The organism is Streptomyces sp. NPDC098789, assembly GCF_044759975.1.
Classification (GTDB): domain Bacteria; phylum Actinomycetota; class Actinomycetes; order Streptomycetales; family Streptomycetaceae; genus Streptomyces.
This window is the reverse complement of sequence record NZ_JBIWAJ010000004.1, coordinates 184031-198525: the sequence shown is the minus strand read 5'-3', so window position 1 is coordinate 198525 and position 14495 is coordinate 184031. Positions and strand designations below refer to the sequence as shown.

The following is a 14495-nucleotide window of genomic DNA, read 5'->3' as shown; positions in this document are numbered from 1 at the left end:
GGAGCATGGCTGGATACCGGGCACTCGCCGCCGTGGGGCGCAGCGTCGTGACGCTGCTCAACGCGGGCTTCCGCGCGGAGTTCCCCGACGGGCCGCCCCGCCCGGAGGCGGTCCTCGCGGGGCCCGTCGACTTCGACCGGGTGGGCACCACGGACGCCCTCATCCGCCGCCCGGCCGTCACCGTCTACTGCTACCGGGTGAGCGTCGACCACGACACCCGGCCGGCGTGGGCGGCCCTGGCCGCGCAGGACGGGCTGCCCCGACTGCCGCTGCGGATGCACCTGTTGATCGCGGCCTGGGACGAGGTGGTGGAGTCCGAGCTGGAATGGCTCGGGCTCGCCGTCCGGATCCTGCACAGCGCGGGACCCCTCACCGGACCGCTCCTGGACCCGACCGGCGACTGGTTGCCGGGGGACACCGTACAGATCGTGCCCGACGAGCTGGCGATGGATTCGATGAGCGAGGCGTTCCAGGCGATGACCACCGACTACCGGCTCTCCCTGCCCTACCTCGCCCGGGTCGTGCGCATCGACGGCCGCCGCTTCCCGGTGCCCGGCGAGGTCACCACGGTGGCCGTCGCCACCTCGGAGCTGCCGCGATGACCGGCGCCGCGGACCCGGACCCGGACCGGGACCCGCAGGGCGCGGAGCCCGAGCCGCGCCTCACCGTCGCCCCCGGGGCGGCGGTCGTACTGCACCGGCTCGCCCTCGCCGTCCGCCCGCTCGACGCCCACACCCGGGGCCCGGCCGGTCCCGGGTTGCGGGTCGGCTGGGAGTCCGCCCGGATCCCCGGCCGCCGCCCCGGGCCGGACGACCCCGTGCGTGCCCTGGAGCGCCACGAACCGTCCGGATTCGTGCTCCGCTACGGGATCTCGGGCACCCCCGGCGAAGTCGGCGCCGCCGTCCGCGTACGGATCGACGACCCCGCCCGTCGCTGGATCCCGCGGCGGTTCGCCGTAGCGCTGTGGACCCGCGCCGAGCTGGCCGCCGCCGACGCCGCGGCGCCCACCGGCCCCAAGGTCCGCGCCGACGCACGGCTGTTGCTGCCCTGGTTGCTCCCCGGGCCCGGCTACCCCGTCCCCCAGGGCATGACGGGGCTGCGGCTGCGCGTCACCCGCCCGGGACCAGGATCGGCCGACCCCGTGCGCTGGCCCCGGATCGAGGCGTTCGGCCCGGGCGGCGCACTCCTCGGCTGGGCGCACGGCGACGAACACGGACAGGCACTGCTGCTGATCGGCGGCGCCGCGCCCCTGCCCTTCCCGCCACCGCCCCACCTCGCGATCGCCCTGCGCACCCACGCCCCGGACCCGGCTCCGCCCCCCGGCCCCGCCCCGCCGCCGGACCCGCTCGCCGACCTGGTCGCGGAGGCCGTCCGGCGCAGCGCCTCCCCGCCCGGCCCCCAGGACCTCGACAACGACGTGCTGCGCGGCCTCGCCCCGCCGCCCGGCTACCGCACCTGCGCCGCGGACACCGTCCGCACCCTCACCGTCGGCCGGGTGCTCCCCACCGACGACCTGATCCACACCACCGACTGACCCGTGACCGAGGAGAGCCGTACATGCCCGAGTACCTGACCCCCGGCGTCTACGTCGAGGAGACCAGCTTCCGCTCCCGGTCCATCGAGGGCGTACCGACCAGCACCTTCGCCATGGCGGGGCGCACCGCGTACGGCCCCGTGCCCTACACCCTGCCCGACGGCGGCCCCACGGTCCTGCCCGCGCCGACACTGGTCACCAGCTACACCGAGTACGAACGGGCCTTCGGCGGCCTCACCATCGGCGACGACAACTGCCCGCTCGCGCTCGCCGCGCGCGCGTTCTTCGCCAACGGTGGACGGCGGCTGTACGTCTCGCGGGTCTTCGTCTTCACCCGGACCACCGGCACGCCCCCCGTCATCGACGTCCCGCGGAACTTCGCCTCCGTCCAGGTGCCCGCACAGGGGACGCCGTTGGTGCGCTGGCGGGCGCGCTGGCCCGGCTCGGCGGGCTCCCGGATCAGCGTCGCCGTGACCTTCCGCCGCGGCAAGAACATCCTCGTCCCGCGTCCTGGCGCGCTGCCCCGGCTCACCGGAGTGCGGCCCGGCGCCGCGGTGGAGGTCCTCCCGCTCGCGGGGGGCGGGGCCCCGTCCGTCCCCGACACCACGGCGCCGACACCGGGCAACGTCCGCATCGTGGCCCGCCGCGCCGACGGGGAGCTGGGGTACCTCGGCCCGCAGGGCGCCTTCGAGCCCGTCTCGGCCGGCACCGCGGCCTTCCACCTCACCCTCGCCGTGACCGTGCGCGCCGACGGCGAGCGCACCGACGTGTACAACGAACTGGAGCTGGACGACGCCCACCCCCGCTCGGTGGCCCGGGTGTTGCAGGCCGCCGACCCCGCCGACGAGTTCGGCCTGGTCTGGCTGGAGAACGTACCGTCCGCGACCGGCGCGCAGCCGGTGACCGCGGGCGCCCGGTTCACCGCGCTCCTCACCGCACCGCAAGGGCTCTACCTCGCCGGCGGCGGCGACGGGGACCCGCTCGCGGCGGCGGACCTCGGCGGCCGGGACGCCAACCCGGACAGCCTCACCGACCCCGCCCGCGGCCTCGGTGCGCTCGCCGAGATCGACGACATCGCCATCGTCGCCGTCCCGGACACCGTCACCCTCGCCGCCGCGGAGCAGAAGGCGGCCGTCGACCTCCTCATCGGCCACTGCGAGCGGCTCCGCTACCGCATCGCGGTGATCGACCCGCCCCAGGACAGCTCGATCTCCGAAGTGCGGCGCTTCCGTGCCCAGTTCGACAGCAAGTACGCGGCCCTCTACTACCCGTGGGTCCGGATCACCGACCCGGCCCGCCGCGCCGACCCCGGCGCCCCGGCGGCGCTCCTGGACGTACCGCCCTCGGGTTACGTCGCCGGGATCTATGCCCGTAGCGACATCGAGCGCGGAGTCCACAAGGCCCCGGCCAACGAGGTCCTCCTCGGCATCAACGACTTCACCACGAACGTGACCTACGACCGCCAGGCCGTGCTCAATCCCGAAGGCATCAACGCCCTGCGCTTCTTCGAGGGCCGCGCCCGCCGCGTCTGGGGCGCCCGGACCATGAGCTCCGACCCCGAGTGGAAGTACGTGAACGTCCGCAGGCTCTTCATCTACCTGGAGCACTCGATCGACAAGTCGACCCAGTGGGCAGTGTTCGAGCCCAACAACGAGCGGCTCTGGGCCTCCGTCCGCCAGTCGGTCGAGGACTTCCTCATCGCCACCTGGCAGACCGGCGCCCTGTTGGGCAGCAAGCCCGAGGACGCGTTCTTCGTCCGCTGCGACCGCACCACGATGACGCAGAACGACCTCGACAACGGGCGGCTGGTCTGCCTGGTCGGCGTGGCCCCCACCTACCCCGCCGAGTTCGTCGTGTTCCGCGTCGGACAGTTCACGGCCGACGCCCAGCGCACCTGACGCGCCCCGCCACCAGCAGCCGGAAGTAGCCGGAAGACCGGGAGACAGACCCATGGCCACGCGCACCAACCCCTACGGAGCCTTCAACTTCCTCGTCCAGCTCGGCAATACGAGCGCCGGCCAGGAGGGGGACATCGGCGGCGGCTTCTCCGACTTCAGCGGAGCGGGCAACGAGGTGAAGTTCTCCGAGTACCGCAACGGGAACGACCAGTTCAACCACGTCCGGAAGATCGCCAACACCAACACCACGGACGACGTCACCCTCAAGCGGGGCATCATCGGCGACCTGCGCCTCTTCCAGTGGATCGCCGACACCCGCCGCGGCCTCTACCTCCCCCTCACCGTCACCGTCACGCTCCACGACGAAGGGCACGCCCCGGTCTGTTCCTGGCGGCTGAACCAGGCCCAGCCCAAGAAGTGGGTCGGCCCCACCCTCCAGGGCAAGGGCGGGGGCGAGGTCGCCATGGAGGAGCTGCACCTCGTCGCCGAATCCATCGACTTCCTGTCGCTCTCCTCGTGACCCCCGCCGGACCGCGGCTCGGCGCACCCGGCGTCTACCGGGAGGCCCGCCGCCCGCCGCCCTCCTTCGCCCCGGTGCGCCTGGACGTCGCCGGCTTCGTCGGCGTGGCCCCCCGCGGGCCCGTCGACACCCCGGTCGCCGTCGACCGCTGGACGGACTACCTGGACCGCTTCGGCGGATTCGAAGGCCCGGGCCTGCTGCCCTACGCGGTACGGGCGTTCTTCGCGCAGGGCGGGGTCCGCGCCCACGTGCTGCGCGTGGCCCCCCTCCCGCGGGCCCCGCACCCCGCCGCGCAACAGGCCCACGCGCTGCACCGGACCCGGCTCGGCGCGGGCGCGGGTATGGGCGCGGGCGCGGGGAGCGGACCCGAGGTGGACCTGCGGGCCCGCGACGAAGGCAGTTGGGGCGGGCGGCTCGCCGTCCGGTGGGAGTTCACCGGCTCCGATCAGTTCGCCGCCGTCGTGACCGGGCGCGAGCTGGCCCTGCCCGAGGCCCGGATCCCGCCCGTCGGAAGCGTCCTGCGGTTGCGGGGCGCGGGGCTGCCCACCACCGGGGAGTTCTTCCGGATCATCGGCTTCGCCGACGCGACGTCCGCCCCCGACCCCGGTCCCGGACCGGCGGCCGGGGGGCCGCGGCGCCGGACCGCCGTCCTGGACCGGCCGCCCGTCACCGGCCCCGGCGGTCGGACCGTCACCCTGGCCGTGGAAGCCGAGGCCGTCACCGTCACCGTCACCGTCACCGACCCCGATCCGGCACGCCCCCGCCAGGAGCGGTTCGCGGGGCTCGGCCTCGGCGGCGACCACCCCCGCCCCGCCGCCGCCGTACTGGCCGCCGAATCCCTCCTCGTCACCCCCGACGGGACCTGGCCCGACCCCTTGTCGCCGCCCGACGGCCGGCTCGGCTCCGCCCTGTCCCGGCCCGTCCGCCCCGGCCTCGACCGCTACGCCGGGATCGGCCCCGACAGCTTCCAGGGCCCCGGCCCCGTCGACCTGCTGCCCGTCGGCGGCGCCGAGGTCGTCGAGGATCCCGGTGCGGCGCCGGGGAGCGGCCCGGCCCCGGCCGTCGGCATGGACCGGATGGCGCTGGTCACCGAGGTCGCCCTGCTCGCCGTACCCGACCTGCTGTGGGAGTACGGCGAGGCGCCCGAGAGCACCGAACTCCCCACCCGGACCCCGCCCGGCGCGGTCTTCGCCCCCTGCCCGCCCCCGTCCCCGTCGCTGACCACCCGTTCCGCCGCACGGGAGTTCCTGTTGGACGGCGTCACGCAGCTGCCCGAGATCCTGCGCCGCCAGCAGCGGCTCGTGGCCCTCGCCGAGCGGCAGCGGCGCTTCGTCGCCCTGCTCGACGTACCGCCCCGGCTCCCGGTGCGCGCCGTCGCCCGCTGGCGCGCCGCCTTCGACAGCTCCTACGCCGCCGCCCACCATCCGTGGCTCGGCGTGATGCCCGCAGAGGACCCCCGGGGCAGCGCCGTCCTCGTCCCGCCCAGCGGCTTCGCCGCGGGCATCGTCGCCGAGCGCGAACGGCGCCTGGGCCTGCCCTGGGGGCCCGCCAACGAACTGGCCGCCGACGCCGTGACCGCCGCCCAGCGGCTCGCCGAGGCCGACCACGACGCCCTGCACCTGCTGGGCATCGACGTCTTCCGGGCCGAGCGGGACGGCTTCCGGCTCGCCTCCGCCCGTACGCTCTCCAGCGACCCCGACTACCGCCAACTGAGCGTGCGCCGCCTGATGACGATGCTGCGGCTCGCCCTCGACCGGCAGGCCCAGGTGCTGGCCTTCGAACCCCACTCGCCCGCGCTCCGCGCCGAACTGCGGGGTGCCGTCGTGCAGTTGCTGCGCGGACTGCACCGCTCCGGGGCGTTCGCGGGCGACCGCGAGGAGGAGTCCTTCTTCGTGCACTGCGACGAACGCCTCAACCCCGCCTGGTCCCAGGGCCTCGGGCGACTGGTCGCCGAGATCGGGGTCGCACCGGCGCAGCCCCTGGAGTACCTCGTCCTGCGGATCTCCCAGGACGGCGACGGCGCCGTGGCGGTGGGGTGAGCCGTGGCCGAAGCCGTACAGACCTTCCGCTTCCGCGTCCGGCTCACCCGCAGCGCCGCCCCGGGCCGCACGGACCTGGCGCCCCCCGTCCTCGCGCACGTGACCCACGCCGCCCCCGCGGCGGCCGTCGGCGCGACCGGAGCGGACCGCGGACCCGCCGCCCCGGCGCCCGAACGGCTCGGCGACGGCGGGTTCCAGGAGTGCACCGGGCTCGGCCTGGAGGTCGACGTCCGCGAGTACGCCCAGGGCGGGGCGAACGACGCGTCGGTGCGCCGGCTCGGCCGGGTCCGGCTCCAACCGCTCGTCCTGCGGCGCGGCATGTTCCTGGCGACGCCGGACGGCAGCGCCGACACCGGCCTGTGGGACTGGCTCCAGGACGCGGTCGGCGGCGCCGCGCCCCCCGTCCGCTACGACGGGGACATCGAGGCGCTCGACCCCACCGGGCAGCGGGTGGTGGCCCGTTGGACCTTCACCCGCGGACTGCCACTGAAGATCATCGGCCCATCGCTGCACGCGAAGACGGGGGAGATCGCCATGGAGGAACTGCACATCGCCCACGAGGGCCTGCGGTTGGAGCGCACCACGTGAGCGCCCCCCTCGCCCAGGCCACCCTGCAACGCCTGGCGCGCAGCGGAGCCGGAGCCAAGGACCAACCGCCGCTGGTCGTGGACGACGGCCCCGCCGTGCCCGTCCAGTTCAACCCCACCTCCCTGCGGATCAGCCGCAACAACACCGTCGACCGCGGTGGCGCCACCACCCGTTCCCAGAAGCGCCAACATCCCGCGACGGAAGGCTCCACCCTCACCTTCGACCTGGAGTTCGACACCACCGAACAGCGCTCCGGCGGCCAGTACGTCGACGTGCGCCGCTGGACCGCGCTGGTCCGCCAGTACGCCGAACCGCCGCCCGACCAGCCCGCCGACCCACCGCCCGTCGTCCGCTTCGTCTGGGGCACCCTCCGCTACAACGGCATCGTCACCCAGGTCAACGAAGAGCTCGACCACTTCGCCCCCGACGGCACCCCGCTGCGCGCCAAGGTCGGCGTCACCCTCGTCGAGCAGAACTTCGCCTACGAGGCCCACGCCGAGGGACCCGGTACGCGCGACGCCCGAGCCGCCACCGAACCGGGCGCCCCCCGCACCGGCGCCGCGCCCGGCACCTCGGGCACCGGCCGCCCGAACCGGGTGGTGCGGGCGCGGGAGGGGGAGTCCGCCCAGCAGGTGCTCTCCCGCCTCGGCCTGGACCCGGCCGGGTGGCGCGGTGCGATGAACGGACTGGACAGTCCGCTGACCCTGGCGGCCGGGGCCGCCGTACAGCTCGGCGCCGAGGTCACCGTCCCCTTCGCCGGGGCCGGACCCTTCGCGGCGACCTTCGGCGGTGGGGCGGCGGCGACCTCCGTGGCGGGACTCGCCGGCGCCCTCGGCATCGGCATCGGCGTCGACGCCGGCATCGGCGCCGGTGCCGGCGGCGCGCCGGGGGACGGCGCCGCGGGCGGTCCCCCGGCGGGCGGCGCCCCGGGCGTCCCCGGTCCCGGGACCGCGGGCTACGGCGGAGCGGCGGACCCGTTCGCGGCGGGCTTCGCGCTGTCGGCCGGCGGCGGCATCGCCGCCGCGGCGGCCGCGGTCACGGGCGCCGCGGTGGACCGCGCCACCGCCCGGGCCAGGCAGTCGTTCGAGGTGCCGCCGGCCGTGGGACGGCCCACCGCGCCGCCCGGCACCTCGCCGTCCCCCGCCGCGCCGCCGGCCCCCGGCCCGGCCGCGCCCGACCGGCGCTCGCTCGGCTACGGCCGGGGCGTACCGCTGCGCGCGCGTGCCGATCCCGGCACGCTCGCCGAGGTCGAGGCGGGCGGCGGGCGCAGCCTCGCGGACCGGGCCCGCCGCCAGGAGGTCCCGGCGCCCGACCCCGGCGCCGCGCCGTGGGAGCGGCTCCCGCCCGATCCGCCCGGCCGCGCCGCCGCCGACTGTGAGCAACGCCGCCGTGACGCGGGCCCCCGCACCCTGAGATGGACACCGCGAGGAGGCCCGCCATGAGCGTGTACATCGGAGAACTGCACACCGACGTCGTGCCCGCCGCCGGACAGGGCCCGACGGCCCCGGCAGCCGGCGCCGCGGATCCGCACGCCGCCGCCGACCGCCATCGCGAGGCCTGCGAGCGCGCCGCCTGGCTCGCGGCCCGGACCGGCGCGGAGGCCTTCGATGACTGAGCCGGTGGTCGCGGCCGTCTCACCCGTCTTCGAGGTCGGCGGCGCGCTGGTCAGAGACCTCGCACGGGACTGCGTCCACCTCGACGTCGCGGAGGGGACCGAGGGCCTGCGCACCCTGCGGGCGCACTTCCTCGCCGTCGGCGCCGGAGCCAAGGGACCGCAGGACCGCCTGCTGCACCTCGACGGGAGCACCATCGGTCTCGGCAGCGCCCTCAAGGTCGCCCTCGGCCCCGCGGACCGGCTGCGCCACGTCTTCGAGGGGGTGGTCTCCGCCGTCGAGCTGATCCTCGGCGACGGCGAACCACCCCAGGTCCTCGTGCACGCCGAGGACGCCCTGATGCGCCTACGGATGACCCGCCGGGTGCGCACCTACCGGGAGGTGACCGACGCCGCCCTCGCCGAAGCCGTCGCCGCCGAGCACGGCCTCGGCGCCGAGGCCGACGCTCCCGGCCCCCGCTACGACCTGGTCCACCAGCTCAACCAGAGCGACCTCGCCTTCTTGCGTGAGCGGGCCCGGCTGATCCAGGCCGAGCTGTGGGCGAGCGGACGCACCCTGCACTTCCGCCCCCGCGGCAGCCGCGGCAGCACCCCCCAGACCCTGGTCTACGGCAGCGAACTGCTCTCCGTCCGGCTCGTGGCCGACCTCGCACACCAGCGCAGCGAGACCGTCGTCACCGGCTACGACGCCGAGCGCGGCGAAGGCATCGACGAGCGGGCCGGCCCCGAGGCCGTGGAGGCCGAGACGACGGGCGGGCGCACCGGCGCCCGGTTGCTGACCCAGGCCCTCGGCCCCGCCACCAGCCTGCGGATCCGCGAGAGCGCCCTCACCGCCGAGGAGGCCCGAGCCTGGGCCCGCGCCGAAATGCTGCGCCGCGGACGCCGGTTCGTCAGCGTCGCGGGCACCACCCACGGCAGCCCCGACCTGGTCGTCGGCGGCCGGCTCACCCTCCGCTCCGTCGGTGCGCCCTTCGAGGGGGAGGGGTACCACGTCACCCGGATCCGGCACACCTTCGACCCGGAGCACGGCTTCCGCACCCGCTTCGACGCCGAACGCCCTTCATTGAACGAGGTGGTGTGATGACCCTGCCCGCCCCCGCGGACGGCTCCGTCCCCGGATACTTCGGCGTCTACCCCGCGTTCGTCACCGACATCGTCGACGAGAAGCGGCTCGGCCGCGTCGAGGTGCGCTTCCCCTGGATGGGCAAGGAGGGCGAGCGCGACGTCCGCGCCTGGGCCACCCTGTGTTCGCCGTACGCCGACGACGAGCAGGGACTGCTGGTGCTGCCCGAGGTCGACAGCCAGGTCGTCGTCGCCTTCGAAGCGGGGAACCCGCGCCGCCCGTACGTCCTCGGCGCCGCCTGGCACGGCAGCGCGGCCCTGCCCCACGAACCACAGCGGTCCAACGACCTGCGCCAGCTGCGCTCCCGGCAGGACAGCAGGCTCCAGTTCGACGACACCCCCGGCGCGGCCAAGGTCCGGATCACCATGGCCTCCGGCCACGAGGTGACCCTCGACGACGCCACGCAGCAGATCACCATCCGGCACAGCGGCGGCTGCGTGGTCCGGCTGACCGGCGGCGCCGTGGAGATCCAGGCCGTGTCCTCCCTCGACGTCACCGCGCCCGTGGTCAACGTCACCGCCGGCTACTCCGCCTTCAGCGGCATCGTCCGGGTCGGCACCCTCCTGGTCGACCAGGGGATCGTGTCCCCCGCCTACACGCCCGGCGCCGGGAACATCTGGTGAGCGCCGCCGAGCACGACTTCCGCGCGCTCGCCCCCTGGTACGCCTGCGAGCGCGGAGGGTTCGACCGCTTCGACCCGAGGGCGCTGGCCCCGGCCCTCCAGAAGTACGACCGCGCCGACTTCGTCACCCGGCTCCTCGCGGACCCGCGCGCCTCCCTGCGCTTCGACCCGGCCGAGGACGTCTGGTCCTACCCGGTGCCCGTCGCGCTCGGCGACCGGGAGCCGGGCCGGGCCCGCTTCGCCACCCACCGACTGGTCCGCACGGGGCTGCGCAAGCTCTACCAGCCCAGCCACGACCGGTTCTACGCGGTCGTCGTGGAGCTGTTCTGCGACCGGCCCGGGCTGCCCCGCCCGCAGTCCGCGGAGGGGCTGGAGGTGGGGTTCGTGATGCGCCGCCGCCGGATGGACCTGACCGCGCCGCCGCAGGTCCTGCGCAGGCTCGCGGGCCGGCTCACCGCGGAGCTGCTCGGCGCGGAGCGGGCCCCGGCGGGCCTCGTGACCTCGGAGGCCGGGGACGTCCTGCGCGCGGACCTGGCGCGGACCCGCTTCGCCGAGGAGCAGCGCGCACTGCTCGACCAAGTGGGCCTGGAGGAGCACACCGAGGCGTGGATGACGGGACCGGCCGGCGGACAGTGGCGTCCCCTCGGCGGGAGCGCACCGCCCGGCCGCCCGGCGGACCAGGAGCAGGAGTTCCCGATGTGGCGGCTGCCGCCGCGCTCCGGGGACTGCCCGGACCGGCCGGCACCACCCGCCCGCTCCCTCTGGTTCGGCCTGGTACCGGTCTCCTCCGGCGACCACGACGACCTCGGCGCCCCCAAGTTCGATCCGCAATCCCTCTATGAACTGACCTGCTTCGTACGCCGCACCGCGCGCCCCGGGCACGAGCACTGCCCGGTGGAGACCTCGTGGAGCGCACCGACGGAGAACTTCCGCCTGGCCGCCTTCTACGACCCGGAAGGCACCAAGAACCGCACGACCTCGCTCACCCTGCCGGACCTCAGGGCGGTCGCCGCCCGCGCGGGCGGCCCGCCCGGGCTCGGGGGAGTGGCCGTCACCAGCCCGCCGGGCTCGCAGTTCTCCTTCGATCCCGGCGGCGGCACCCCGAGCGGCGGCTCCGTGGACGGCACCACGGCCCGCACCTGCACCTTCGCCCTCGAAATCCTCATGATCGTGGCGTTCTTCGTCTTCAGCATGTTCCTGCCGATCGTGGTGTTCCTCTTCCAGCTGTGGTGGCTGCTGGCCCTGCGCTTCTGCCTGCCCCCGTCCGTGGAGGCACTGGCCGCGCTCAAGGCCTACTTCGCGGCCGGCGGCACGCTGTCCACGATGGGCGACGACGAACGGGCCGACCTGGACACCCTTTTGGGCAGCCCCGGCGCCGCCGCCCGGCTCCAGGACCCCGGCAGCGGATTCGCCGACGAGGACGGGGACGACCTCCTCGACGCCCTGACCCCGCCACCGCCCGGGCCCGTGCCACGACCCGAGCCGGAGACCTCGCCCCCCGATCCGCTCTGCGGGGCCGGAGGATGAGCGCCCGCGCGGAACCCGTGCCGGTGCGAGCGCCGGAGCCGGTGTCGGTACCGGCGCCAGCGCCCGCAAAGGTCCCGGCCCCGAGCCCCGCTCCGGTCCCGGCGGGAGTCGCACCAGGTGGGGCGATCGTCGAGGAACTGGCCCTCCAAGGAGGCGCGGAGCTCACCGCCACCCCCGCGATCGCCGCCCACCTGGACGCCCTGGGAGCCGCGGGGGGCCCGGTCCCGGTCCGGCTCGGACAGCTGGCCAACGGCACCTTGAACCTGCGGCGGACGGAGGGCGGCGCCCTGGTCACCGGACCGGGCGACGCCTTCCAGCCGGTCCCGCTCCTGCACCCCCTGCTGCACCCGCTGCGCGCCCGGGGGATCGAGCCGGTCCTCGCGCTCCGCGTCCACGACGGAGTCCTGGAGGGCCACGCCTCCGCGGTGGTCAAGGGCAGGCTGCTCGGCGGCGGTCGGGCCCTGCTCGACCTCATGGAACAACACCCCGACGCGCTGGGCTGGGCGGGACTGGGCGGTCTGCGGCTGCCCGGCGTGGAGAACGAACTGCGCGGCACGACCCTGGTGGTGAACGTCAGCGGGATGTCCTTCACCCTCGGCGGCTTCCTGAGCGCCACCGGCAGCTTCGGCCTCGCCAACGAGGTGGTCACCTTCGACGCGGTCGCGCGCGGAGCGGTGGCCGGCCTGGGCGCGGTGGCGGTCCCGGTCCGGCGCGGCCCCGACGGCGCCCTGACCGGGAGCGCGAGCGTCGACGTACTGCTGCGCGGGTTCACCGGACAGCTGACGGCGGCCTTCGGGGCGGGCGCCGTCGACGTGCGCGGGACGGTCCGGTACACGAACGAGAAGTTCGACGGCGAGCTCACGCTGGTCGCCGCCAACGCCAAGACGGCCAAGGAGCTGACGGACAGCAAGCTGCCGGACCGGGCGAAGGCGGCGGCCGCTCCACTGGCCGCCGGCGCCTCGGAACCGGCGGCTCCTTCCTTCGCTCCGGCCCCGGCCCCGGCAGTGGAGCCGGTCGCCGCCGCGCCGGGGCCCCGGGTGGTCGCCGGCTGGGGCACGCTCCAGGTCAGGCTCGCGGACTGGCTCAGCGGCGAGGCGCTCGTCATCGTCGACCACCTCGGCGACGTCACCGTGGTCGGCAAGATCGCCCCGAGGATGGACAAGCCGCTCTTCGCGGAGCGCCGCTACGAGAGGCAGCTCGCCCGGTTCGAGGTGCGCACGGTCTACGGGGTCCCGCTCGTCGGCAATGTCTTCCTCTTCGCGAACATCGGGCTCGAAGCCCTCGCCGTGCTGGGCCCGGCCACCCTCGACCACATCGAACTGACCGGAACCTGGTCGACCAAGCCGGAGGTGCTGCGCGACTTCGGGCTGACCGCCACCCTCAACGTCTCCGCCTCCGCCGGACTCAAGCTCACCGCCGAGGGCGGCGCCGGAGCCACGCTCGTCGGCCACGACATCAAGGCGGGCCTCGCGCTCAGCGCGCTCGCGGGCATCCGCGGCTACGTCGAGGCCACCCCCCGGATCGGCTACCGCGAGGTCGCGGACCCCAAGGCGGGCAAGCACGGCGAGTTCTTCCTCGCCGGTCACATGGAGCTCGCCGCCCAGCCGTTCCTGGGCCTCGGCGGCGCACTCTTCGTGGAACTGGACAGCCCCTGGTGGTCCCCGGTCCCCGACCACCGGTGGGACTGGCCGCTGTTCCAGCGGGAGTACCCGCTGCCGGGCGAGTTCGGGATCGGGGCCGACGTGGAGCACGTCGTGGGCTCGGGGAAGGTGCCCGAAGTGACCTTCGGCGAGGTGGACTTCGCCCCGGAGAAGTTCCTGTCGGACCTGGTCGGCGACCGACTGCCCGCGAAGGCGGCGAAGGACGAACCGAAGCGGGGCAGCTGGTCGGAACCGGGAAGCGCGGCGCCGCCGGCCGCCGGGGCGGGCAAGGCGGCGGGGGCCGCCCGTCCGGCCGCCCCGCCCCCCACTGCCAAGGGGGCCGCGGCCACCCCACCCCCGGCCGGGACGAAACCAGCCGGTGCGAAGGCGGCCGGGACGAAACCGGCCGGTGCGAAGGCGGGTCCGGACGAGCCCGTCGTGCCCGCGCCCGCCGTCCAGGAACGCTGGCTCACCGGCCTCAAGGCGCTCGGCGAGGTCGCCGCGAAGTCCCACCGCGACCCGTACGACGCGGCCGAACTCCGGGACGCCCTCGCCGGCATCAAGAGGGCGCACGGCTTCACCGCGCTGGAGGCCGAACTCCACGGCAACGCCTGGCAGATCACGGCCTCGATGAACCCCACGACGCACAACCTCCCGCTCGTGGAGGCCGACACCACGGCGAAGCGGGCCGCAGAGGTGCCCGTCCCGGGCGATGAGCAAGCACGCGTCCACCTGGCAGCCCTCAATCGGCGGATGGAGGCTGTCGGAGCCGGGAAGGTGGGACAGGGCAGCACACCGGTGGAACGGGCGATCCTGCGGGACGCGTATCCCGACGTGGCCACCGCCCAGGTCACCCGGGGGATGGTCATGCTCCACATCAGGGAGTTGGACGCCCGGAAGGCCCACGGCGCCCAGCTGGACCTGATCGAGGCCGAACGTGCGAAGAAGCGGGAGCAGGCCGGCCGGTCGATCTACGACACCATGAAGGACACCAAGGTGCCCGCGGCGCACCGGACCTCGACCTACCAGCGGGCCGGTGGCAAGGACGAATACGGCGAGAACCCGGTCCCGCGCGAATCCTGGACCGTGGACCACGTGGTGGCGAAGAAGGAGTTCGCCGAGATCCCCGACGTCGCACGGCTGCACCACGAGGAGCGGGTGGAGTTGGTGCACCAGAAGGACAATCTCCGCATGCAGCAGTGGGGTCCGAACTCCTCCCGCCAGGAAGTGCCCTGGCCCCAGTGGGCCGGAGCCCGCAAGTGGTACCCACAGGTGCGCATCAACGAGGCCATCAAGTGGTACCACGAGGCGAAGGCGCTGCTGCTGAAGCAGATCGCGACGATCCTCGGCAAACGCCGGGGATGAAGCCCTCCGTGGCGGGCACCCTCGCCA

At 75.1% G+C, this 14495-nt stretch carries 12 protein-coding genes; all 12 read left to right on the top strand.

The window, feature by feature from the left end; all coding sequences use genetic code 11:
• Nucleotides 1-5: 5 nt before the first annotated feature.
• The 12 genes from ACIQWR_RS10990 to ACIQWR_RS10935 are packed head-to-tail and all read left to right on the top strand — an operon-like array spanning nt 6 to nt 14468.
• Entirely contained in the window at nt 6-602 is a 597-nt protein-coding gene (locus ACIQWR_RS10990; protein WP_404006728.1) for a DUF4255 domain-containing protein, read from the top strand.
• On the top strand, nt 599-1534 hold the full coding sequence (locus ACIQWR_RS10985) for a hypothetical protein (RefSeq protein WP_404006726.1): 936 nt from the start codon (nt 599-601) through the stop codon (nt 1532-1534). The genes ACIQWR_RS10990 and ACIQWR_RS10985 overlap by 4 nt, the downstream gene beginning before the upstream one ends.
• Before the next feature lie 23 nt (nt 1535-1557).
• Nucleotides 1558-3432 (top strand): phage tail sheath subtilisin-like domain-containing protein, encoded by a 1875-nt coding sequence (locus ACIQWR_RS10980; RefSeq protein WP_404006724.1) that lies wholly within the window; start codon nt 1558-1560, stop codon nt 3430-3432.
• Between the two features lie 52 nt (nt 3433-3484).
• Entirely contained in the window at nt 3485-3952 is a 468-nt protein-coding gene (locus ACIQWR_RS10975; RefSeq protein ID WP_404006722.1) for a phage tail protein, read from the top strand.
• The gene (locus ACIQWR_RS10970; protein ID WP_404006720.1) at nt 3949-5991 is read left to right on the top strand and encodes a phage tail sheath C-terminal domain-containing protein; all 2043 of its coding nucleotides are present in this window, start codon (nt 3949-3951) and stop codon (nt 5989-5991) included. Before ACIQWR_RS10975 ends, ACIQWR_RS10970 begins: the two co-directional genes overlap by 4 nt.
• A 3-nt stretch (nt 5992-5994) precedes the next feature.
• Nucleotides 5995-6579: a phage tail protein gene (locus ACIQWR_RS10965; RefSeq protein WP_404006718.1), complete on the top strand. Its 585-nt coding sequence runs from the start codon at nt 5995-5997 to the stop codon at nt 6577-6579.
• Nucleotides 6576-8021 carry a hypothetical protein gene (locus ACIQWR_RS10960; protein WP_404006716.1) on the top strand — a complete coding sequence of 482 codons (1446 nt, stop codon included), beginning with the start codon at nt 6576-6578 and terminating at the stop codon, nt 8019-8021. The genes ACIQWR_RS10965 and ACIQWR_RS10960 overlap by 4 nt, the downstream gene beginning before the upstream one ends.
• Nucleotides 8018-8194 (top strand): hypothetical protein, encoded by a 177-nt coding sequence (locus ACIQWR_RS10955; RefSeq protein ID WP_404006714.1) that lies wholly within the window; start codon nt 8018-8020, stop codon nt 8192-8194. The genes ACIQWR_RS10960 and ACIQWR_RS10955 overlap by 4 nt, the downstream gene beginning before the upstream one ends.
• Nucleotides 8187-9272, top strand: a complete 1086-nt coding sequence (locus ACIQWR_RS10950; protein WP_404006712.1) for a phage late control D family protein — start codon at nt 8187-8189, stop codon at nt 9270-9272. The genes ACIQWR_RS10955 and ACIQWR_RS10950 overlap by 8 nt, the downstream gene beginning before the upstream one ends.
• Nucleotides 9272-9937 (top strand): phage baseplate assembly protein V, encoded by a 666-nt coding sequence (locus ACIQWR_RS10945; RefSeq protein ID WP_404006711.1) that lies wholly within the window; start codon nt 9272-9274, stop codon nt 9935-9937. Before ACIQWR_RS10950 ends, ACIQWR_RS10945 begins: the two co-directional genes overlap by 1 nt.
• Nucleotides 9934-11463, top strand: coding sequence for a hypothetical protein (locus tag ACIQWR_RS10940; protein ID WP_404006709.1), 1530 nt, complete (start codon nt 9934-9936; stop codon nt 11461-11463). Before ACIQWR_RS10945 ends, ACIQWR_RS10940 begins: the two co-directional genes overlap by 4 nt.
• Entirely contained in the window at nt 11460-14468 is a 3009-nt protein-coding gene (locus tag ACIQWR_RS10935) for a hypothetical protein (RefSeq protein WP_404006707.1), read from the top strand. Before ACIQWR_RS10940 ends, ACIQWR_RS10935 begins: the two co-directional genes overlap by 4 nt.
• The last annotated feature ends 27 nt before the right edge of the window (nt 14469-14495 follow it).

What these genes read in the sequence shown, in the direction of transcription:
- ACIQWR_RS10990 (WP_404006728.1), top strand. Translation starts at nt 6, where the DNA reads ATGGCTGGATACCGGGCACTCGCCGCCGTGGGGCGCAGCGTCGTGACG.
- ACIQWR_RS10985 (WP_404006726.1), top strand. Translation starts at nt 599, where the DNA reads ATGACCGGCGCCGCGGACCCGGACCCGGACCGGGACCCGCAGGGCGCG.
- ACIQWR_RS10980 (WP_404006724.1), top strand. Translation starts at nt 1,558, where the DNA reads ATGCCCGAGTACCTGACCCCCGGCGTCTACGTCGAGGAGACCAGCTTC.
- ACIQWR_RS10975 (WP_404006722.1), top strand. Translation starts at nt 3,485, where the DNA reads ATGGCCACGCGCACCAACCCCTACGGAGCCTTCAACTTCCTCGTCCAG.
- ACIQWR_RS10955 (WP_404006714.1), top strand. Translation starts at nt 8,018, where the DNA reads ATGAGCGTGTACATCGGAGAACTGCACACCGACGTCGTGCCCGCCGCC.
- ACIQWR_RS10950 (WP_404006712.1), top strand. Translation starts at nt 8,187, where the DNA reads ATGACTGAGCCGGTGGTCGCGGCCGTCTCACCCGTCTTCGAGGTCGGC.
- ACIQWR_RS10945 (WP_404006711.1), top strand. Translation starts at nt 9,272, where the DNA reads ATGACCCTGCCCGCCCCCGCGGACGGCTCCGTCCCCGGATACTTCGGC.
- ACIQWR_RS10935 (WP_404006707.1), top strand. Translation starts at nt 11,460, where the DNA reads ATGAGCGCCCGCGCGGAACCCGTGCCGGTGCGAGCGCCGGAGCCGGTG.